This window comes from Terrabacter sp. NPDC000476 (assembly GCF_040300125.1).
GTDB lineage: Bacteria > Actinomycetota > Actinomycetes > Actinomycetales > Dermatophilaceae > Terrabacter.
This window is the reverse complement of sequence record NZ_JBEPDF010000001.1, coordinates 264,820-284,842: the sequence shown is the minus strand read 5'-3', so window position 1 is coordinate 284,842 and position 20,023 is coordinate 264,820. Positions and strand designations below refer to the sequence as shown.

Here is a 20,023-nt window from a genome sequence, read left to right as displayed (position 1 = left end):
GGTCCGACCCTAGCCCCGCGAGGACCCCCCGGCGCGGAATCCGTCAGCCAATGGGCGGACCGAACCTGCCCCCGGTCCGCACCGCTGCCCTAGGGTGGCCCTCATGGCCCGACGAAGCCCAGCCGCTGGTCCCAAGGTCCTTGCCATCGTGCTCGCGGGGGGTGAGGGAAAACGCTTGATGCCGTTGACCGCCGACCGCGCCAAACCAGCGGTGCCCTTCGCCGGGATCTACCGCCTCATCGACCTCGCGCTGTCGAACGTCGTCAACTCCGGCTACCTCCAGGTCGTGGTGCTGACGCAGTACAAGTCGCACAGCCTCGACGCGCACGTGACGAAGACGTGGCGCATGTCGACGCTGCTCGGCAACTACGTGACGACCGTGCCGGCGCAGCAGCGCGTCGACAAGAACTGGTACCTCGGCAGCGCCGACGCGATCTACCAGAGCCTCAACCTCATGCACGACGAGCGGCCCGACATCGTGGTCGTCGTCGGCGCGGACCACGTCTATCGCATGGACTTCAGCGCCATGGTCGAGCAGCACATCGAGTCGGGCGCGGCGTGCACGGTCGCCGCCATCCGCCAGCCGATCTCGCTCGCCAACCAGTTCGGCGTCATCGAGGTCGACGACGACGACCCGAAGCGCATCGCCGCCTTCCTCGAGAAGCCGAGCGACCCGAAGGGCCTGCCGGACAACCCCGACGAGGTGCTCGCCTCGATGGGCAACTACGTCTTCACGGCCTCCGCGCTCGAGGAGGCCGTGACGGCCGACCACGACGCCGAGTCGAGCCACGACATGGGCGGCGACATCGTGCCGTGGTTCGTCGCGCGCGGCGAGGCCGGCGTCTACGACTTCAAGGACAACGAGGTGCCCGGCGCCACCGAACGTGACCGCGGCTACTGGCGCGACGTCGGCACCATCGAGTCGTACTACGACGCGCACATGGACCTCATCTCGATCCACCCGGTCTTCAACCTCTACAACTACGAGTGGCCGATCTACACCCAGCACAGCCCCTACCCGCCGGCGAAGTTCGTCCACGGCAGCGGCGACCGCATCGGTGAGGCGCTCAACTCGGCCGTGTCGCCGGGCGTCGTGGTGTCGGGCGCGCACATCTACGCGTCGGTGCTCTCGCCGCTCGTGCACGTGCACTCGTACGCGAGCATCCAGGGCTCGGTGCTCCTCGACGGCGTCGAGGTCAACCGGCACGCGCAGATCCGCCGCGCGATCATCGACAAGAACGTCGTCGTGCCGGAGGGCTGCCAGATCGGCATCGACCACGAGCACGACCGGGCGCGCGGCTTCCACGTCACCGAGACCGGCATCGTCGTGGTCGGGAAGGGCCAGGTGGTCACCCGGTGACGACGAGCGACAAGACCCCCGCGACCGAGCCCGCGAGCGACGACCTGCCGGCACCGGCGAGCGTGGACGACCCACGACCGGCCCGCGTCGGCATCCAGGTACCGCCGCAGCACGCCACGTGGGCGCAGATCCGGCGCACCGCGGCGACGCTCGAGGAGCTCGGCGTCGACGTGCTGCTCAACTGGGACCACTTCTTCCCGCTGAGCGGTGACCGCGGCGGGCTGCACTTCGAGTGCTGGACGATGCTCGGGGCCTGGGCCGAGTCGACCGAGTCGGTCGAGATCGGCGCCCTCGTCACCTGCAACAGCTACCGCAACCCGAGCCTGCTCGCCGACATGGCCCGCACGGTCGACCACATCAGCGACGGCCGGCTCGTGCTCGGCATCGGCTCGGGGTGGGCGCAGCTCGACTACGACGAGTACGGCTACGAGTTCGGCACGGCGGGCGGCCGCCTCGACGACCTCGCCCGCGACCTGCCGGTGATCCGCGACCGCTGGTCGCGGCTCAACCCCGCCCCGACCCGCGACATCCCGATCCTCATCGGCGGCGGTGGCGAGAAGAAGACGCTGCGCATCGTCGCCGAGCACGCCGACATCTGGCACGGCTTCGGCGGACCCGACGAGATCGCGCACAAGCACCGGGTGCTCGACGAGTGGTGCGCGAAGCGCGGCCGCGACCCCCTCGAGATCGAGCGGTCGGCCGGTGTCGCCTTCGTGCCCGGTCGCAACCCCGACCAGACCGGCGACTACGCCGGCAACGCCCAGCAGCTTTACGACATCGGTACCCGGCTCTTCACGGCCAGCGTGGCAGCCGCCGACCCCGACCTCGGCCGGGTGCGCGACCTGCTCCAGTGGCGCGACGAGGTCAACGCCGCAGGGTAAGGACCGGCCATGTGGACCGCGACCTTCTGGGGACTCGTCGGCGGGGCGGCGCTGCTCGTCGGCGCCCTCCTCGGCGTCTATGCCCGTGCCTCCAACCGGGTCATCGGCATCGTCATGGCGTTCGGCGCCGGCGTGCTCATCAGCGCCGTCGCCTTCGAGCTGACCGAGGACGCCTACCGCAGCGCTGGGGCCACGCCGGTCGTGGTCGGCCTCGTCAGCGGCTCGCTCGTCTTCTTCGTCGGCGACTGGCTCATCGACCGGCGCGGTGGGCACCGCCGCAAGAGCCCGACGGGCGAGCACCAGCAGGGGGCCGGAGCGCTCGCGCTCGTGCTCGGGGCGCTGCTCGACGGCATACCGGAGTCGGCGGCCATCGGTGTCAGCGTCCTCGGCGGCGGGGAGGTGGGCATCGCCATGGTCGCGGCGGTCTTCCTCTCCAACGTGCCGGAGTCGATGTCGGCGAGTGCCGGGCTCAAGCGGGCCGGCCGCTCGACGGGGCACGTGCTCCGGCTCTGGATCCTCGTCATGCTCGCGTCCGGGGCGGCTGCTGGTCTGGGTTACGTTCTGCTGCAAGGGGCCTCGGCCGAGACGGTCGCCGTCATCCAGACCTTCGCCGCCGGCGCCATCATCACGATGCTCGCCGACACGATGATGCCCGAGGCGACCGAGCACGCCGGTCGGCTCGTCGGGCTCGTCACGATGCTCGGCTTCGCCCTCGCGTTCCTGCTCAGCGCGGTCGGCTGAGGACGGGCGGGGCCCCGGGCGGCCGGATGCCGGAAGGTGTGACCGCCCGCCGGGCGTCGTCACTACCCTGACCCGGGTGACCGACGCGACCCGCACGGACGAGCCCGACTTCCAGACCCTCAGCATCACGGTGACGGGCGACGACCGCCCGGGCGTCACCGGTACGCTGCTCGGAGCCCTCTCCGGCTTCGGGGCCGAGGTGCTCGACATCCAGCAGGTCGTCGTGCAGGGCCACCTGACGCTGACGGTGCTGCTCCGACCCGGCGCGAACGTCGAGCAGCTGCGCGACGCGGCGGCCGTCGCCGCGCACCGGCTCGGGGTCGACCTGCGGGTCGTCGAGGGCACGGGCGACAACCGGCGGTCGCGCCAGGGCCGGGCCGCGGTCGTGGTTCTCGGCGCCCCGCTGCGGGCCAGCGCCGTCTCGCTCGTCACGTCGCGGATCGCCGAGCACGGCGCGAACATCGACCGCATCCGGCGGCTCTCGCGCTACCCCGTGACGACCGTCGAGTTCGACATCTCCGGCGCCGACGTCGCCTCCCTGCGCACCGAGCTCGCCCTCGTCGCCACCTCTGAGGGCATCGACATCGCCGTCGCGCCCGGCGGCCTCGCCCGGCGCGGGCGACGGCTCGTCGTGCTCGACGTGGACTCCACGCTGATCCAGCAGGAGGTCATCGAGCTGCTCGCCGCGCACTCGGGCCGCGAGGCCGAGGTCGCCGAGGTGACGGCCCGCGCCATGGCGGGCGAGCTCGACTTCGAGGAGTCGCTGAGGGCTCGCGTCACGACGCTGGCCGGCCTGCCGGCATCCGTCCTCGACGACGTGCGCGACGCCGTCGTGCTGACGCCCGGGGCGCGCACCCTCGTGCGCACCCTCAAGCGGCTCGGCTTCACGGTGGGGCTCGTCAGCGGCGGCTTCATCGAGATCGTCGGCGCTCTCGCCGACGACCTCGGCATCGACCACGCGCGCGCCAACCGGCTGGAGATCGAGGACGGCCACCTCACCGGGCGCGTCGTCGGCGAGGTCGTCGACCGCGCGGGCAAGGCGCGCGCGCTGCGGGAGTTCGCCGAGCAGGAGGGGCTGCCGCTCAGCCGCACCGTCGCTATCGGTGACGGGGCGAACGACCTCGACATGCTCGACATCGCCGGCCTGGGCGTCGCCTTCAACGCCAAGCCGATCGTGCAGGAGCAGGCCCAGACGTCGGTCAACGTGCCCTACCTCGACTCGGTGCTCTACCTGCTCGGCCTGAGCCGCGAGGAGATCGAGGAGGCCGATCTCGACGACGGCACGCCGACCCAGGCTCCGCCGGTCCCCCACGCCGGTCACTAGGCTGGCTCGATGCAGACCCCGCCACCGACCACCACGCCGAGCCCGCGCGGCCCCCGTCGCACGCTGCTCATCATCGGTGGGGCCGAGGACCGGATCGGTCGCTCGGTCGTGCTCAAGCGCTTCGTCAAGCTCTCCGGCGGGCACCGTGGCCACATCGTCGTCATCCCCACCGCCTCGTCGTACGCCGAGGAGGTGTCGGAGGCCTACCGCGACGTCTTCACCCGGCTGCGCGGCGGCGACGTCAGCGTCGTGCACCCGCAGACGCGCCGCGACGCCACCGACCCGCACCTCGTCGAGCTGCTCGACCGCGCCACCGGCGTGTTCCTCACCGGTGGCAGCCAGGTCAAGCTGGCCCAGAGCATCGTCGGGATGCCGGTGGGCGATGCCATCCTGCGGGCCCACGAGCGCGGCGCCGTCGTGGCGGGCACGTCGGCCGGGGCCTCCATCATGAGCCGGTTCATGATCTCGCTCGGCGAGGAGGGGCTCACCCCGCGCCAGCGCGCGAGCCAGATCTCCGCCGGTCTCGGCCTCGTCGAGGACATCATCATCGACCAGCACTTCGACCAGCGCGGCCGCTACGGCCGGCTCATGTCGATGGTCGCGGCCTCCCCCAACCTGCTGGGCATGGGCATCGACGAGAACACGGCCGCCGAGATCCGCGACGACGGCGTCATGTCCGTCATCGGGGCGGGCTCGATCTTCCTCGTGGACGCCCGCAACGCCATCACCGACGCGGCCGACGCCCGCCGCGGCGCGCCCCTGCTCGTCTCGGGAGCCGTGGTGCACTCGCTGCCGACGGGCAGTACGTTCGACCTGGGCCACGTCGAGCTGACCGCGTTCGTCGAGCGCCACCCCGACATCGAGGGTGCGGTCGTCCCGGCCAAGCTCCGCTCGGCCCGCACGAGCGACGCGCGCCACTGAACCGGACCGCACCACCCCGCACGACCGGCAGCACCTGAACGAACCTGCACGACCTGCACGATCCGAGCGACCCCGAATGACCCCGTAGGAGAACAGCGATGGCCGTCGAGGTACCCACCCCCACCGGACCGGCACGACCGGACCTCACGATCCTCGAGACGAGGATCTACCGCGGGCCGAACGTCTGGTCGTACCAGCAGGCGATCCACCTCGTCGTCGACCTCGGCAGCCTCGAGGAGTACCCGACCGTCTCGCTCGACGGGTTCACCGACCGGCTCATCGAGCTCGTGCCCGGCCTCGAGCGGCACACCTGCTCGCTGGGCCGGCGCGGCGGCTTCATCGAGCGCCTCCGTGAGGGCACCTGGCTCGGCCACGTGGCCGAGCACGTCGCGCTCCAGCTGCAGACCCTCGCCGGCCACGACTCGCGCCGCGGCAAGACCCGCGCCGTCAAGGGCCGTCCCGGTTGCTACAACGTCGTCTACAGCTACACCGACGAGACCGTCGGCGTGGCGGCCGGCAAGCTCGCCGTGCGGCTCATCAACCACCTCGTCGAGACCGAGGACGGCTTCGACTTCGAGACGGAGTTCAACGCCTTCCTCCGGCAGGCCGAGCGCGTGGCGTTCGGGCCGTCGACGGCCGCCATCCTCGAGGAGGCGGCCTCGCGCGACATCCCCTACATCCGGCTCAACTCGGCCTCGCTCGTGCAGCTCGGCCAGGGCGTGCACGCCCAGCGCATCCGCGCCACCATGACGTCGAAGACCGGCGCCCTCGCCGTCGACATCGCGGGCGACAAGGACCTCACGACGAAGCTGCTCGGCTCGGCCGGTCTGCCCGTGCCCAAGCAGGAGGCGGTGCGCACCCTGCGCGGCACGCTCGAGGCCGCCCGCCGCATCGGGTTCCCCGTCGTCGTCAAGCCGCTCGACGGCAACCACGGCCGCGGAGTGTGCCTCAACCTGATGAGCGCCGAGGAGGTCGAGAAGGCCTACGAGATCGCCAAGGCGGAGTCGCGTCGGGGCACCATCGTCGTCGAGTCGTTCGTCACCGGCCGCGACTACCGCTGCCTCATCGTCGGCGGACGCATGCAGGCCATCGCCGAGCGCGTGCCGGCCCACGTCGTCGGCGACGGCACGCACACCGTCGCCGAGCTCGTCGACATCACGAACGCCGACCCGCGGCGCGGCGTCGGCCACGAGAAGGTGCTGACGAAGATCAAGGTCGACGCGAACGCGATCGACATCCTCGAGGGCCAGGGCCACACGCTCGAGTCGGTGCCGCCCGAGGGCGAGATGGTCAAGCTCGCGCTGACGGGCAACATGTCGACGGGCGGGATCTCCATCGACCGCACGTTCGACGCCCACCCCGACAACGTCGAGATCGCCGAGGAGGCCGCGCGCATGGTCGGCCTCGACGTCGCCGGCATCGACTTCATCTGCCCCGACATCACCTACCCCGTGCGCGAGACCGGCGGGGCGATCTGCGAGGTCAACGCCGCCCCGGGCTTCCGCATGCACACCCACCCCACCGTCGGCGAGCCGCAGTTCATCGCCAAGCCGGTCGTCGACCTGCTCTTCCCGCCGGGCGCCCAGTCGCGCGTGCCGATCGTCGCCGTGACCGGCACGAACGGCAAGACGACGACGTCGCGGATGATCGCGCACATCTTCAAGGGGCTCGGCCGCAAGGTCGGCATGACCTCCACCGACGGCGTCGTCATCGACGAGCGGCTCGTCATCAAGGCCGACGCGTCCGGCCCGCGGTCGGCCCGGATGGTGCTGCAGAACCCGCGCGTCGACTTCGCCGTCATGGAGGTGGCCCGTGGCGGCATCCTGCGTGAGGGCCTCGGCTACGACCGCAACGACATCGCCGTCGTCACCAACATCGCGCCGGACCACCTGGGGATGAAGGGGATCGACACCCTGCGCCAGCTCGCCGACGTCAAGGCGGTCATCGTCGAGGCGGTGCCGCGCGACGGCTTCGCGGTGCTCAACGCCGACGACCCGCACGTGCGCAACATGCGCCGTCGGTGCTCGGGCGGCATCGTCTGGTTCACGATGTCGGAGCCGGGCAGCGAGGTGCGGGAGTTCGTCGACGACTACTGCCGTCGCGGGGGTCGGGCCGTCGTGCTCGAGCCGAGCGACCGCGGCGAGATGATCGTCATCAAGCACGGGCGCCGCAGCATGCAGCTGGCCTGGACCCACCTGCTGCCGTCGACCTTCGGCGGCGCGGCGCGGTTCAACGTCGCCAACGCCCTCGCGGCGGCCGGCGCGGCCTTCGCGGCCGGCGCGCCCCTGCACGACATCCGGCAGGGCCTGCGCACCTTCGCCACGACGTACTACCTCTCCCCCGGCCGCCTCAACCTCGTGCAGGTGGCGAACGCAGAGGTCTTCGTCGACTACTGCCACAACGCGGCCGGCATGAAGGAGCTCGGTGCGTTCGTCGACCGCTACGCCGACCAGAAGAAGGGCCAGTCAGACCTCGGCCGCACCTCGCGGATCGGCATGATCGGCGCCGCCGGCGACCGGCGCGACGACGACATCCGCGAGCTCGGCGAGGTCGCGGCGCAGCACTTCGACGTCCTCGTCGTGCGCGAGGACGCGCGCCTGCGAGGCCGCAAGCCGGGCGAGGCCGCCGAGCTCGTGGCGGAGGGGGCCCGCACGGCCATGGCCGCCGGCGCGCGCTGCCGCCAGGTCGAGATCGTGCTCGACGAGCTCGAGGCCACCCGGCACGTGCTCGCCCGCACCAACCCGGGTGACCTCGTCGTCATGTGCGTCGACCAGCACTCGATGGTCGTCGCCGAGCTCGAGGAGCGCACCAAGCACGCCCAGGCCGGCGCCCGCATCGGCACGCCCGCCGCCGCCACGAGCGACCCCGACCTCGACCCGAGCACCCTCACCGAGACGGCCGAGGCCGAGGGCGAGGAGGCCGAGGGCGAGGCGCTCGGAGCCGTCCCCGAGAAGGCCGACGACACCGCCGTCTGAGGTCGTATGCCGGGTGGCGCGGCCCCGCTCCCACCGAGCCGTCCCGAGGTGGTCGGGTCGGTCGGCGGGTGCTGAGCGGGTGGGTCAGTCGGCGGCCGGGGACAGCTCGTCGGCGTAGGCGCGCAGGGCCCGACGGTAGGCCTGGGTGTCGACGTCGGTCGTCGCCTCGAGCGTGCCGCGGATCAGGTCGGCCAGGCCCTGTCGCTCCTGGCCCAGGTCGGCCTGCACGAGCGCCCGGAACATCAGCGCCGCGGTGTTGTGCGGCCTCGAGGCGAGCACGTCGTCGAGGAGGGGCAGCGCCTCAGCCGGCCGGCCCACGACGCGCAGGCTCGAGGCGAGCTGGAGCTGGGCGCGGTGCCGGTGCGGCTCCTTGAGCCCGGCCGCCAGCGCCTGCTCGTAGAGGCCGATCGCGCGCTGCTCGTCACCGGAGGCGTCGTGCGCGCCGGCGAGCTCGAAGACGAGCCGCGCGTCACCGGGGTGCCCGTCGACGAGCTGCTGGGCCGTCGCGATCCGTGCCGCGTCGTCGCCCGCCTCCCACAGCGCCGCGATCTCGGACTCCAGCTCGTGCTCGCCGCGGGCGGCGACGACCTTGCGCCGGATCGCGCGTGCGTCGTCGACCTTGCCGCCGTTCGCGCGCACCCACGCGTCGACCTCGGCCCGCTCGGCGTGGCACATGAGCGCCACGACGTCGCCGTCGTGGGCGTGCTGGACGAGGGCCTGGAGAGCCGCGAGCTCGGTGCCGTGGCTCGGCACGTCGAGGACGCCGACCTTGGCCAGCCCCTCGCGGAAGAGCCCGAGCAGCTCGTCTTCAGTGCGGCCGCGCAGGTAGTGGGCGGCGATCTTCAGCGCGACCTCCTCGGCGCCGTGGCCGGCGATCTCGCCCATCGACACGATCGCCTCGTCGGCGCGGTCGCCCGCGCAGCCGAGGCCGAGGCGCACGGCGCCACCGGGCGCCGCCAGCCCGCGCGAGACCTCGAGCAGCGCCTCGAGGCCGGCCTCGTTATGGGCCATGTCCATGATGACCGTAGCCTTGCCGCCCGCATCGAGGGGCACGGAGTACGTGTTGAGCCGGCCCCAGTTGTGCTCGGGGTCGGGCGCGAAGGTGCGCAGCCCCTCGACGACGGCCGAGCGCGGCACCCCCAGGCCGAGCGCCGCCGCCGCACCGGCGAGCGCGTTGGCGATGTTGTTGCGCGACAGGCCGCTCAGCGTCATCGGCACGTCGACGATCTTGACGAGACGGTCGGGGTCGCCGTTGGGCGAGAGCACGACGATCTCGCCGTCGAGCACGGTGATGCCGCGCCCGCCCGCGTTGATCGACTCCCACAGCGCCGGCGAGGCCGGGTCGAGGCTGAAGGCCCACGGCTTGGCCTTGATGCCGAAGCGCATCGCCCACACGCGCGGGTCGTCGCCGTTCAGCACGACCCAGCCCTGCGGCTTGGTCACCGTGGTGACGATGGCCTTGACCTCGGCGAGCTGGTCGAGCGTGTCGATGCCCTGCAGCCCGAGGTGGTCGGCGCTGACGTTCGTCACGACGCTGACGTCGTTGGCCGTGACGCCCATCCCCTTGAGCAGCATGCCTCCCCGAGCCGTCTCGAGGATGCCGATGTCGAGCCCCGGCGTCTCGAGCACACCGCGCGCACCGGCAGGGCCCGAGAAGTCGCCCTCCTCCTTCGTCTCCCCCATGACGACGACGCCGTCGGTGGAGCTCCACGCCGTCGTGAGCCCGGCCGTCATGCACATGTGCGCCATGAGGCGGGTCGTCGTCGTCTTGCCGTTGGTGCCGGTCACCGAGGCGACGGGCACTGTCGGGGTGAGCACGCTGGGGCCCGGGCCGTCCGGCGCGGCGAGGATCTCGGCGGCGGCCGCCTCGATGACCTCGTCGGCCCGGCGCGAGCGGTCGAGCAGCGCCGCCATGACGGCGCCGACCTGCTCACCGGCCACGCGCCCCCGCGTGCGGTGCACCCACGGGAAGGCGAGCACGACGTCGAGGGCGGTCTGGCCGGCGCGCACCCGCACGCCGAGCCGGCCCGCGCCGATCTCGGTGCCGAGGCGGCGCATCACGGTCCGGATGACCCGCATGACGAAGCGCTGGCGCAGCGCGCTGCCGCGCCGCCCGGGGCGCGCCGACCGCATGCCCAGCCGGGCGGCCAGCGCCTCGGCCTCGGTGCGCTTGAGGTCGAGGTAGCCGGGCAGGTGCAGGATCACCTTGATGGCAGGCCGGGCGAAGTAGAGGTTGGGCCCGTCGAGCACCCGCACCTCGTCGACGCGCACCGCCGGCGGCGCAGCCGGTGCGGCCGCGTCCGAAGCGGTGGCGAGCTCGACGTCGGTCGGCTGGGGGCTGGGCTCGGTCCCGGCGTGAGGCATGGGCAGGACTCTAGCGAGCCGTGGGTGCCCTTCGCGCGTGACGACCCGGGAGCGGGCCCGTCACCGCTCGGATCCTGCTCCGCATTCCGGAGCAGGATGCGAGCGGCAGGCGCGTCACTGGCCCATGGCGTGCACGCCGCCGTCGACGTGCACGATCTCGCCCGTCGTCGCCGGGAACCAGCCCGAGAGCAGCGCCGCGCACGCCTGCGCCGCCGGCACCGGGTCGTTGACGTCCCAGCCGAGCGGGGCGCGCTCGTCCCAGATCTGCTCGAACTGCTCGAAGCCGGGGATCGACTTGGCCGCCGTCGTGCGGATCGGGCCGGCCGCGACGAGGTTGCAGCGCACGTTCTTCGGGCCGAGGTCGCGCGCGAGGTAGCGGTTCGTCGACTCGAAGGCGGCCTTGGCCACGCCCATCCAGTCGTACACCGGCCAGGCGAACTTCGCGTCGAAGGTCAGCCCGACGACGCTGCCGCCGGACGTCATGAGCGGAAGGGTCGCGACGGCGAGCGCCTTGAGGCTGTACGCCGAGATCTGCACCGCCGTCGAAACGTCCTCCCACGTCCCCTCGAGGAAGTTGAAGGCGCCCTGCGGCGCGAAGCCGATCGAGTGCAGCACGCCGTCGAGCGAGTCGACGTGCTCACCGAGACGCTCGGCGAGGGTGTCGAGGTGCTCCTGGTTCGCGACGTCGAGCTCGATGACCTCCGGCGTCACCGGCAGGCGCTTGGCGATCGTCTGCGTGATCCGCATCGTGCGTCCGAACGAGGTGAGCACGACGGTCGCGCCCTCCTGCTGGGCGATCTTCGCGACGTGGAACGCGATCGAGCTGTCCATGAGGACGCCGGTGATGAGGAGCTTCTTGCCTTCGAGGATTCCCATGTCTGCGACTTTCTCTCCGTGGGTGGGGGCGCGTGGCGCACGAGGGTGGTGACGGCATACGGGCGCGTGTGCCGTCCGCTGGGCTCAGTGCCCCATGCCGAGTCCGCCGTCGACGGGGATGACGGCGCCCGTCACGTAGGCCGCGTCGTCGCTCGCGACGAAGCGCACGACGGCGGCGACCTCCTCGGGCGTCGCGAACCGGCCGGCGGGGATGTTCGCGAGGTAGGCCTTCTTCTGGTCGTCGGGCAGCACGGCCGTCATCTCGGTGTCGATGAAGCCGGGCGCGACGACGTTCGCCGTGATGCCGCGACCACCGAGCTCGCGCGAGATCGAGCGGGCGAGCCCGACGAGGCCGGCCTTCGAGGCGGCGTAGTTGGTCTGGCCCGGCGAGCCGTAGAGGCCGACGACGCTGCTGATGAGCACGATCCGGCCGCGACGCTTGCGGATCATGCCGGTGGCGGCGCGGCGCGCGCAGCGGAAGGCGCCGGCGAGGTTCGTGTCGATGACCGAGTCGAACTCCTCGTCGCTCATCCGCATGAGGAGCGTGTCGCGGGTGATGCCGGCGTTGGCGACGAGCACCTCGACGGGACCGCCGAAGATCTCCTCCGCGGCCGTGAACGCGGCGTCGACCGACGCGGTGTCGGTGACCTCGCACGTGACGCCCTGCAGCCCCTCCGGGGGCTGCCCGGAGCGGTGCGTGATGACGACGTTGTCGCCGGCCTCCTGGAAGGCCCGGGCGATCGCGAGGCCGATGCCTCGGTTGCCGCCGGTCACGAGCACGTTGCGCGCCTCGGTCGTTGCCACGTTTCCTCCATCCGCCGGCGGGTGCCGGTGTCGCTGTCTGCCCCGAAACCTAACGGACTACCCAAGGGTAGACAGCCACGTCCCGGGCCTGTCGGAACCGGCTTATGGTGGATGGGTGCCAAGAGCCAAGAACGAGCCCGTCGTGCACTCGGTCACGTCGGCTGCCACGTCCACCACGGACGACCAGGACCAGCGGGTCAAGCGCTACCTCACGATGATGGGCATCCGCATCGCGTGCTTCGGCCTGGTCTTCGTCACCTCCGGCTGGCTGCGCTGGGCCGCCGTGCTCGCCGCCGTCTTCATCCCCTACGTGGCCGTCGTGCTGGCCAACGCCGTGAGCCCCCGCCAGGCGGGCAGCATCCAGTCGGTCGTCCCGCGCGACGACACGCCGCGGATCGAGCGGTGACCGCCTCGTTCCTGTCGGGATCCGGAGGGGCGAGCGTGGACGGGCAGGTCTGCAGCGCCAAGGGCTGCCGCCAGGACGCCGTGCACGCCGTCGTGTGGAACAACCCCAAGCTGCACGAGCCGGGCCGGCGCAAGGTGTGGCTCGCGTGCGACGAGCACCGGCAGTCGCTCACGGACTTCATCAGCCTGCGCGGCTTCCTCATCGAGGTCGTGCCCGTCGAGGCGCTCACCGACGCCGACGGCTGAGGCCCTCGTCGCGCAGGCCGTCGCGCAGGCCGTCCGGGTCGCCCTCGGCTTCGGGCGCGTGGCCCGGCGTCCGGCGTGACGCACATGGAGCTGCGGATGGTGCTGCGCCTCTCGGGGTGATCAGCCCATCAGCTGCAACATCATCGGCAACACGTCAGGCGAGGTGTGTGCCGCCGCCCTGCGCACGCGTGCCTCACGTGACCGAGCTGGGCCAGCGGTGCCGACGCCAGTTCGCCCAGGTGGCGAAGCCGGTCGGCGGCTCGTCCAGCGGTTCGGTGCCGTCGAGCTCCCCCGACGTGGGCACCTCGAACTGCGCCGCCCACGCCGCGAGCTCCGCGTCGCTCATCGGCCACGTCGTCCCGGGCTCGAGCCGCTGGCGCTCGTCGACCCGCCGGCGCTGCTCGGCCATGTCGAGCGACAGGTAGACCAGCTCGACCTCGGCGCCGACCTCGCGGGCGGCGTGCCGCAGGCAGGAGCGCTCGTCGCGGCCCCACAGCCCGAAGTCGAGCACGACGTCGACGCCCAGCGCGAGGACGCGCAGCGCCACGTCGACGAGCCGTCCCTCGATGACGTCCGAGGCCGACGGCGGGTTCGCCTCGCCGAAGAGGGCCTTGACCCACTCGTCCTTGGTCAGCCGCAGTGCGCCGCGCTCGGCCTCGAGCCGCCGGGCGGTCGTCGTCTTGCCGGTGGCCGGCAGCCCGACGGTGAGCATCAGCGTCGGAGGCCGCGTCATGTCGTCCCCTCCCTCGCGCGCACCTCGACGGCGAGATCGGTCACCATGGATGCCATGACCGTATGCCGCCTCGACCCCGCGGCGGCCGAGGCGCTCCGGGCCGCACCGCTGACCTATCGCGCCGACGAGCGCACCGGAGCGAGCGGAGCGAGGTCCGGCGACGGGGGCCCGGGGTTCCGTCGCTTCGCCGTGACGCGCGTGCTGGCCCGCCACGACTTCGACGCGGCCGCGGACGAGCTCCTCGGCTGGCAGCTGCAGTCACGGGCCGGCCTGCGGGTCGCCGCCTCCGAGCCGGTCGCCGAGGTCGGGACGGTCGTGTCGATGTCGCTCGGCGTCGGCCCGCTGGCCCTCCGGATCCCGTGCCGCGTCGTCGAGGTCGTCGACGAGCCGGGCCGGCGCGGGTTCGCGTACGCCACGCTTCCGGGGCACCCGGAGTGCGGTGAGGAGTGGTTCGTGCTCGAGCAGATGCCCGACGGCGGCCTGCGGCTCACGGTGAGCGCCGTGTCGCGTCCGGCGACGCTCCTCGCGCGGCTGGGCGGGCCGGTGTCGCGGGCCGTCCAGCAGTGGATGACGCGCCGCTACCTCATGGCCCTCGACGCGCCCGCCTCCCGCTGAGGCGGATCGGCCCTCTCAGCCGCCGACGACGAGGATCTCGTTCCCCTCGGGATCGGCGACCCGCCAACGGACGTCGGGCCGCTCGAGCAGTCGGCCACCCGCCGCGAGCATCGTCTCGACGCGTGCGGCCGCGGTGTCGGACGGCACGGCGAGCTCGACGTGCATGCGGTTGCGCTGCTCCCGCCTCCCGGTGTCGGCGAGGTCGATCTGCTGGAAGACGACCTCGGGTCCGAGGCGTGACGGGTCGACGATGTCGGTGGTGTGGGCCCGCCGGTCCTCCGCGTAGCCCAACGCTGCGACCCAGAAGGCGCGCACGGCGGCGACGTCGGCCGCGTCGAGGAACAGCTGCACGAAGCGGGGCGCCGACGGGTCGGCGACCGCACCGAGGCGGCGGGCCGCGGCCTGGAGGGCGACGGCCAGCCCGGTGAAGTCGACGTCCAGGCCATGCGCCTCGGCATCCGAGCGGTCCTTGCCGCTGTCGAGGACGACGAGGCCGGGACGGAGGTCGACGAGGAGCGGGAAGCCCGCGTCCCCGGCGAGCCGGGCGGCGGCCTTCGCCAGCTCGACCTGCTCGCGCGTCGAACGGATCCGGTAGCAGGCCATGGCCGAGAAGACCTCGCGCCAGTCGTCGGTCTCGGCCTGCTCGCCGAGCGGCCCGCCGGGCACGAGGTCCACCTCGTTGCCGTCGGGGTCGCGGTGGCAGACGCCGTAGGGCCCGGACGGCTCCCCCGGGCGCACCTCGCCCACCACCGACTCGGGCCGCACGACGTCGAGGTGGAGACGGTGCCGCTCCGGGCGTCGCTCGTGCGACGGCTCGAAGCGCAGCGACGGTCCACGTCCGAGCGGGTCGGTCAGGGCCGCTGCGGCCGCCGCGGCCTCGTAGCCCGTGACCCGCTGCCAGAACGCCGAGACCGCAGTCTGGTCCGTGGCCTCGAAGACGACACCCAGCTGTTGCAGGCGGGCGGGGGCGGCCGTCAGGCCGAGCGAGCGGGCAGCTGTCGACACCGCGCCGGCCTCGTCATCCGCGTCCAGCCGGATCCGCACGCCGCGGTCACGGAGCTCGATCCGGGCGTCGGGCGACGCGGCGAGGGCACGCTCGGCCAGCGCCGCTCCGGCCCCGAGCGAGGGCGCGTCGAACCACGCCGTGGTGACACCGTCGACGACCCGCCAGTCCGAAGCGCTCGAGCTCATGCCGACAACCTAGGCGCCGACCCGGACGATCCACGGCCGCGAGGACGTCCCACCGTCGAGCAGTTCCTGCTCAGCGGGGGCGGGTCGTCACTCCGGGCGGCGGAAGTCGGTGACGTCGGGCAGGCGCGTGTAGCCGGCGGCGGCATACGTCGCGACGGCGGCCACGTTGCTGCTCGGCGTGCACACGGTCGCGCTCGACGCCCCCATCTCGCGCAGCGCGGCGGCTGCAGCCAGCGAGATGGCCGTGCCGTAGCCGTGACCCTGGTGGTCGCGGTGCACGCCGACGGGCTCGAGCAGGCCGGGTCGGCCCCGGCCGGCGGACCAGACGGTGGCCGCCGCGACGGGCACGCCGTCGGCGTCGCGACCGAGGAGGCAGCGGGCGTCCCGGTAGGCCGGGGTGGCGGCCATCGTCTGCCACCGCTCCACGGAGAACGTCGAGTTGGCGAACGCTCCGCGGTGCACCTCGACGCGCTCGGGCACCGCCTCGTGGTCCAGCACCTGCACCTGCAGGGCGATGTCCGGGACGGGCTCGGAGAGGTTGCGGCGCAACGGCGTCCACGCCTCGTCGGCGGTCCACCCCTCGTCGGTGAGGCGACGGCGCACGGCCGAGCCGGCCCTCATCTCGACCGACGCGCTGCCCTCGGGCAGCACCCCGGCCGACGGGTCGGTCAGGTCGGAGACCAGGCGGGCGGCGACGTCCTCGTCGGCGTCGACCTCGGGTGAGACCGCCATCCGCACGAGGGTCGGCTCGTCGAGCAGGCCGGCCGCGACGAGCACGCCGTCGCGTCGCCACAGCCGCACCGCGGCAGCCGTCCGCTCGCCGCCGAGGCTCCAGTTCCAGCCGAGGTCGCCCGGGTGCAGCTGGACCGGCGCGCCCTCCCGCTGCCAGGACGCCAGGGCGGCGATGACGTCGTCGAGCTCGGCGAGGGTCGGGGTCTCGGTCGTGACGGTCACCCGCGCCATTCAACGCCACCCGACCGGCCGGCGCCCACCGGGTTTTCGGCGGGGTGGCCGAGCTGCTCAGTGGCGGTGGCGCACCGGGGCGCGTCGACGACGGACGCCTCTCACCACGAGTGCCAGGCCGGCGAGGCACGGCGGCGCGCCCGTGACCAGCGCGCCCATCCCGATGGCGACGCCGAGCTCGCGCAGCGGGTTCGTCCGGTTGTCGGCCGAGAGGGCGCCCGTCAGGTACCAGGCCCCGTACCCCGCGAGCACGGCGGCCGCCAGCGCGAGCACGCACCCGAACGCGGTCACCCACGGCGAGGCCGCCCTGTCGTCACCCACGAGCTCCCCTGTCCCTCGGCGGTCCATCGGTCCCGAGCACCGTAGTGCCGGCGATCCTCCGGCGGCGTGTTCTGCGGGCCTATGTGCCGTCAGCCCGTGAGGGACGGCCCCGCGGCCAGGGCGCCCAGGTAGTCCGCGAAGCCACCGGCCGCGCGGCCCCGGCAGCGCCCCGACGTGCGGACGTGCACGGCTGCCGAGGCGAGGAAGGTCGCGCCCGTCGACCGCACCCTCTCGACGAGGCCGACGTCCTCGTGCAGGGCGACGGCGTCGAAGCCGCCCGCCCGACGGTAGGCCGAGAGGCGCACCCCGAGGTTGGCCCCGAACACGTGCGGGTGGCCGTCGCGCAGCGGGTGCAGCGACCACCACCGTGCGAGGGTCGCCGGGTCGAGGTCGCCCGGGTCGGGCTCGACCGTGCCGGCCACGAGGTCGACGCCGCTGTCGGCGAGCACGACCTGGCGCACGAGCCAGTCGCCCGGCACGATCCCGTCCGCGTCGGTCGTCGCGAGCCAGTGACGGTCGGCCGCCTCGTCCGCCACGCCTCCGGTCGCCCTCGTCACACCGTGCGCCCGGGCAGCCCCGACGCAGCGCACGTCGAGCGACACCGCCTGCACCGCGGGGTGCGCCGCGACCGCGCGTGCCGATCCGTCCGTGCACGCGTCGAGGACGACGGTGACCACGGCCGAGAGGTCGGGCCTGACGAGTGCCAGCTCCGCGACGGCGGCGTCGAGGGAGTCGAGCGCCCTGGGCAGCAGGGCCTCCTCGTCCTTGGCCGGGACCACGACGTGCACGTGGGTCAGGGGCCGAAGCGCCCGTGATGCGGTCACGTCAGGTGGCCCGGTGGGCATCGGTGCGGGACAGCACGTGCAGCGCGAAGTCGGTCTCGAGGTGGCTCGCGACCACGGGCAGCGCGCTTTCGTGCTGCCAGATCTCGGCGACGCGCGCCCCGTCGAGCGGCCAGCCCTCGATCGGGTGCTGCCAGTGGCAGAGGACCACGACGCCGTCGGCGGACAGGGCCGCGTCGACGCGCCGCGCCAGCCGGCGCAGGCGCTGGGGGCTGAGGAAGTAGCCGACCTCGGAGACGACGACGAGGTCGAAGGCGCCGTCGGGCCACTGCTCGGGGACGGTGCGCCGCAGCACCGTGACGCCCGCATCACCCGCCAGGGCCGCCTCGGACGCCCGGACGGCGGCCTCGCTCTCGTCGACGACGACGAGCTCGCCGCACCGCCCGGCGAGGTCGGCCGCGAGCCGCCCGATCGAGCCGCCGACCTCCAGGGCCCGCGAATACCGTTCGTGCGGAAGGGAAGCCAGCGTCACGGCGCGCTTGCGCTCCTCGTACCAGCTCGTGCGCACGCGCCACGGGTCGTCGACGTCGTCGTGCAGCCGGTCGAGGCTGTCGTCGGCCAGCGGGCCCAGCGAGAGGAACGTCTCCTGCGCACGGTCGAAGTGGGCGAGCATCCCGTCGTGCAGGACCCGCTCGTCACCGGCTGCGTCGGAGAGGGGCGCCACCTGGGTGCGGTGGCACGCGACGGCGCCGGCCTTCGCCGCCAGCACCTCGTCGGGGAGCCGGAGAACGTTCAGGTCGTCCCACGGCGCGTCGTCCGGCTCGCACCAGTGCCAGAGCCACACGGGGTACTCCCACAGCCGGGCGTCGGTGCGCCAGGCAGCCACCGCGGCCGCGCGCCCGGCGGCGTCGTGGTCGGCGTGCCCGTCGGCGCGCCACGGGGCGACGAGCAGGGTCTCGGGCCCGTCCTCGCGGACGAGGTCGACGAGCGTCGTCACCACGTCGTCGACGTGGTCGGCGACCGAGCCGTCCGGCATCCCCAGCCGCTCGAGACGGGCGTGGGGCGCCAACAGGCGCAGGGCCTGGCGCGACTCCTCCACGCGCAGGCGTCCCAGCTCGTCGGCTCCGGTCGTCGGCGAGGCCGGGTGGGAGCCCTCGCCGTCGGTGAGCAGCACGAGGCACACCTCGAGACCCGCGGCGGCCGCCAGGGCGATGAGCCCACCGGCCGCCAACGTCTCGTCGTCCGGGTGCGCCGCGACGACGACGAGTCGCCGGACGCCGAGGTCCGCGAGGCGGGGGGCCTGCGCGACTCCGCTCCAGCCGGGCGCCGCGCTCCACCGGGCCTCGGACGTCCCCGCCTCGTCGTGCGTGAAGGCGCGCGCCGGGGTCGTCACCAGGTGCTCCCGTCGCCGGTGTCGAGCAGGAGCCGGCCGAGGGCCGCCTCGTCGCGCTCGGCGTGCTCTTGGCGCAGGTAGAGGGTGAGGTCGGCGACGCGCGCCGCGTGGTCGGCCTCGAGGGCGAGGGGGGCCGGCCCGGTCGCGTGCCCGACGCGCCGCAGCACCTCCTCGGCGGCCTCGGCCACGACGTGACGCACCCGCAGGGCGAGGGCCGCGCCGGCTGCACCGGACGCGCGGCCACCGTCGATCTCGGCCGCGGCGGTCACGAGGGTGCTCCGAGCCGCCCACAGCGCCGCGTCGACCGCCCCGAGGTGCTGCTGCGCGATCTGGTCAGGCTCCCGGCCCGGGCGGAGCAGTCGTCGGGCCACCCCGACCGCACCACCGAACCACACCGCTGCCACGCCCATGCCGCCCCAGGCGAATCCGGGGCGCTCGAGGTACCAGCCCTGCTCGCCCACCGGCGTGGCCTCGGTGCCGTCGAAGGTCACGGGACCGCTCGGCACGTCGGGCAGGCCGCGGGCGTGCCAGGCGGCGGGCACGACGGTCACGCCGCGCTCGGAACCGAGGCGGACGGCATACAGGCGCCGGCCGGGGCCGTCCCAGGCGGTGACGAGCGCATGGCTCAGCCGACCGGCGAGCGAGCACCACGGCTTGGTGCCGTGCAGGCGCACCGAGCCGCCGTGGTCGCGCGCCTCGAGCCGGGCGCCGGGGCCCTCCGCGGCGAAGACGCCCCAGGTCGCTCCCCCGGCGTCGCCGTCGGCCACGTCGTGGCCGGCGTCCCGCGCCTCGGCCAGGATGGCGCGTGCGTCGAGGTGCGGCTCGACGGCGCGGGCGGCCGTGAGGCTGGTGGCCGCGACGGTGGCGAGCGCCTCCCACAGCCGCAGCGTGGATCCCTGTCCCGGCAGGGGGAAGGCGTCCGCGTGGCGGCGCACGAGCGCGAGCGCCGCGAGCGGGTCGGTGTCGGCCGAGACGTCGTCCGCGAGGGCCACGACCGAGCTGTCGGCAGGGGCGTCGAGTCCCAGCCGCACGGGGCGGCCGGGCGATGGATGCGGGCTGGACGTCGTCACCGTGCCCTCGTACCCATTCCGCAGGATCGTCCCGGCGCCGGGCACCGCGGGCGCACAG

19 protein-coding genes are annotated in these 20,023 nt (G+C 73.5%); 9 read left to right on the top strand and 10 right to left on the bottom strand.

Annotation, left to right across the window (positions count from 1 at the left end):
- Positions 1 to 103 precede the first annotated feature (103 nt).
- From glgC to cphA, 6 genes are all read left to right on the top strand, one after another.
- Complete coding sequence (gene glgC / locus ABT295_RS01275) at positions 104 to 1,360, top strand: glucose-1-phosphate adenylyltransferase (protein WP_352392614.1); 1,257 nt, start codon at positions 104 to 106, stop codon at positions 1,358 to 1,360.
- A gap of 44 nt (positions 1,361 to 1,404) precedes the next feature.
- On the top strand, positions 1,405 to 2,241 hold the full coding sequence (locus tag ABT295_RS01270) for an LLM class F420-dependent oxidoreductase (RefSeq protein WP_502991117.1): 837 nt from the start codon (positions 1,405 to 1,407) through the stop codon (positions 2,239 to 2,241).
- 9 nt (positions 2,242 to 2,250) lie between these two features.
- Positions 2,251 to 2,982 carry a ZIP family metal transporter gene (locus tag ABT295_RS01265; RefSeq protein WP_352392613.1) on the top strand — a complete coding sequence of 244 codons (732 nt, stop codon included), beginning with the start codon at positions 2,251 to 2,253 and terminating at the stop codon, positions 2,980 to 2,982.
- 76 nt (positions 2,983 to 3,058) lie between these two features.
- Positions 3,059 to 4,306 (top strand): phosphoserine phosphatase SerB, encoded by a 1,248-nt coding sequence (gene serB, locus ABT295_RS01260; protein ID WP_352392612.1) that lies wholly within the window; start codon positions 3,059 to 3,061, stop codon positions 4,304 to 4,306.
- A 9-nt stretch (positions 4,307 to 4,315) separates the two neighbouring features.
- Complete coding sequence (locus ABT295_RS01255; protein ID WP_352392611.1) at positions 4,316 to 5,227, top strand: cyanophycinase; 912 nt, start codon at positions 4,316 to 4,318, stop codon at positions 5,225 to 5,227.
- 98 nt (positions 5,228 to 5,325) lie between these two features.
- Positions 5,326 to 8,202, top strand: a complete 2,877-nt coding sequence (gene cphA, locus ABT295_RS01250) for a cyanophycin synthetase (protein WP_352392610.1) — start codon at positions 5,326 to 5,328, stop codon at positions 8,200 to 8,202.
- A gap of 84 nt (positions 8,203 to 8,286) precedes the next feature.
- Here cphA and ABT295_RS01245 read toward each other — a convergent pair whose 3' ends face one another.
- From ABT295_RS01245 to ABT295_RS01235, 3 genes are all read right to left on the bottom strand, one after another.
- A complete protein-coding gene (locus ABT295_RS01245; RefSeq protein WP_352392609.1) occupies positions 8,287 to 10,566 on the bottom strand; it encodes a tetratricopeptide repeat protein in 2,280 nt (759 codons plus the stop codon).
- 114 nt (positions 10,567 to 10,680) lie between these two features.
- Positions 10,681 to 11,442: an enoyl-ACP reductase FabI gene (gene fabI / locus ABT295_RS01240; protein WP_352392608.1), complete on the bottom strand. Its 762-nt coding sequence runs from the start codon at positions 11,440 to 11,442 to the stop codon at positions 10,681 to 10,683.
- A gap of 84 nt (positions 11,443 to 11,526) precedes the next feature.
- Positions 11,527 to 12,246: a beta-ketoacyl-ACP reductase gene (locus tag ABT295_RS01235; RefSeq protein ID WP_352392607.1), complete on the bottom strand. Its 720-nt coding sequence runs from the start codon at positions 12,244 to 12,246 to the stop codon at positions 11,527 to 11,529.
- A 115-nt stretch (positions 12,247 to 12,361) separates the two neighbouring features.
- Here ABT295_RS01235 and ABT295_RS01230 point away from each other — a divergent pair, with 115 nt between their 5' ends.
- Both ABT295_RS01230 and ABT295_RS01225 read left to right on the top strand, forming a co-directional pair.
- Positions 12,362 to 12,652 carry a DUF3099 domain-containing protein gene (locus tag ABT295_RS01230; protein ID WP_352392606.1) on the top strand — a complete coding sequence of 97 codons (291 nt, stop codon included), beginning with the start codon at positions 12,362 to 12,364 and terminating at the stop codon, positions 12,650 to 12,652.
- On the top strand, positions 12,649 to 12,897 hold the full coding sequence (locus ABT295_RS01225) for a hypothetical protein (protein ID WP_352392605.1): 249 nt from the start codon (positions 12,649 to 12,651) through the stop codon (positions 12,895 to 12,897). The genes ABT295_RS01230 and ABT295_RS01225 overlap by 4 nt, the downstream gene beginning before the upstream one ends.
- A 193-nt stretch (positions 12,898 to 13,090) precedes the next feature.
- On the opposite strand, the gene ABT295_RS01220 is transcribed toward ABT295_RS01225, so the two are convergent.
- Positions 13,091 to 13,630, bottom strand: a complete 540-nt coding sequence (locus ABT295_RS01220) for a P-loop nucleotide/nucleoside kinase family protein (protein ID WP_352392604.1) — start codon at positions 13,628 to 13,630, stop codon at positions 13,091 to 13,093.
- Between the two features lie 45 nt (positions 13,631 to 13,675).
- Here ABT295_RS01220 and ABT295_RS01215 point away from each other — a divergent pair, with 45 nt between their 5' ends.
- On the top strand, positions 13,676 to 14,245 hold the full coding sequence (locus ABT295_RS01215; protein WP_352392603.1) for a DUF1990 domain-containing protein: 570 nt from the start codon (positions 13,676 to 13,678) through the stop codon (positions 14,243 to 14,245).
- A 15-nt stretch (positions 14,246 to 14,260) separates the two neighbouring features.
- Here the strand turns inward: ABT295_RS01215 and ABT295_RS01210 are convergent, their stop codons facing one another.
- The 6 genes from ABT295_RS01210 to ABT295_RS01185 form a co-directional block, all read right to left on the bottom strand.
- Entirely contained in the window at positions 14,261 to 15,436 is a 1,176-nt protein-coding gene (locus ABT295_RS01210; RefSeq protein ID WP_352392602.1) for a VOC family protein, read from the bottom strand.
- A gap of 87 nt (positions 15,437 to 15,523) precedes the next feature.
- A complete protein-coding gene (locus ABT295_RS01205; protein WP_352392601.1) occupies positions 15,524 to 16,390 on the bottom strand; it encodes a GNAT family N-acetyltransferase in 867 nt (288 codons plus the stop codon).
- Between the two features lie 66 nt (positions 16,391 to 16,456).
- Positions 16,457 to 16,720, bottom strand: coding sequence for a hypothetical protein (locus ABT295_RS01200; RefSeq protein WP_352392600.1), 264 nt, complete (start codon positions 16,718 to 16,720; stop codon positions 16,457 to 16,459).
- 89 nt (positions 16,721 to 16,809) lie between these two features.
- Complete coding sequence (locus tag ABT295_RS01195) at positions 16,810 to 17,508, bottom strand: glycosyltransferase family 2 protein (RefSeq protein ID WP_352392599.1); 699 nt, start codon at positions 17,506 to 17,508, stop codon at positions 16,810 to 16,812.
- A gap of 37 nt (positions 17,509 to 17,545) precedes the next feature.
- The gene (locus tag ABT295_RS01190; RefSeq protein ID WP_352392598.1) at positions 17,546 to 18,895 is read right to left on the bottom strand and encodes a PIG-L family deacetylase; all 1,350 of its coding nucleotides are present in this window, start codon (positions 18,893 to 18,895) and stop codon (positions 17,546 to 17,548) included.
- Complete coding sequence (locus ABT295_RS01185) at positions 18,892 to 19,965, bottom strand: acyl-CoA dehydrogenase family protein (protein WP_352392597.1); 1,074 nt, start codon at positions 19,963 to 19,965, stop codon at positions 18,892 to 18,894. The genes ABT295_RS01190 and ABT295_RS01185 overlap by 4 nt, the downstream gene beginning before the upstream one ends.
- Between the last annotated feature and the right edge of the window lie 58 nt (positions 19,966 to 20,023).

What these genes read in the sequence shown, in the direction of transcription:
- glgC (WP_352392614.1), top strand. Translation starts at nt 104, where the DNA reads ATGGCCCGACGAAGCCCAGCCGCTGGTCCCAAGGTCCTTGCCATCGTG.
- ABT295_RS01265 (WP_352392613.1), top strand. Translation starts at nt 2,251, where the DNA reads ATGTGGACCGCGACCTTCTGGGGACTCGTCGGCGGGGCGGCGCTGCTC.
- ABT295_RS01255 (WP_352392611.1), top strand. Translation starts at nt 4,316, where the DNA reads ATGCAGACCCCGCCACCGACCACCACGCCGAGCCCGCGCGGCCCCCGT.
- cphA (WP_352392610.1), top strand. Translation starts at nt 5,326, where the DNA reads ATGGCCGTCGAGGTACCCACCCCCACCGGACCGGCACGACCGGACCTC.
- ABT295_RS01245 (WP_352392609.1), bottom strand. Translation starts at nt 10,566, where the DNA reads ATGCCTCACGCCGGGACCGAGCCCAGCCCCCAGCCGACCGACGTCGAG.
- fabI (WP_352392608.1), bottom strand. Translation starts at nt 11,442, where the DNA reads ATGGGAATCCTCGAAGGCAAGAAGCTCCTCATCACCGGCGTCCTCATG.
- ABT295_RS01220 (WP_352392604.1), bottom strand. Translation starts at nt 13,630, where the DNA reads ATGACGCGGCCTCCGACGCTGATGCTCACCGTCGGGCTGCCGGCCACC.
- ABT295_RS01215 (WP_352392603.1), top strand. Translation starts at nt 13,676, where the DNA reads ATGGATGCCATGACCGTATGCCGCCTCGACCCCGCGGCGGCCGAGGCG.
- ABT295_RS01210 (WP_352392602.1), bottom strand. Translation starts at nt 15,436, where the DNA reads ATGAGCTCGAGCGCTTCGGACTGGCGGGTCGTCGACGGTGTCACCACG.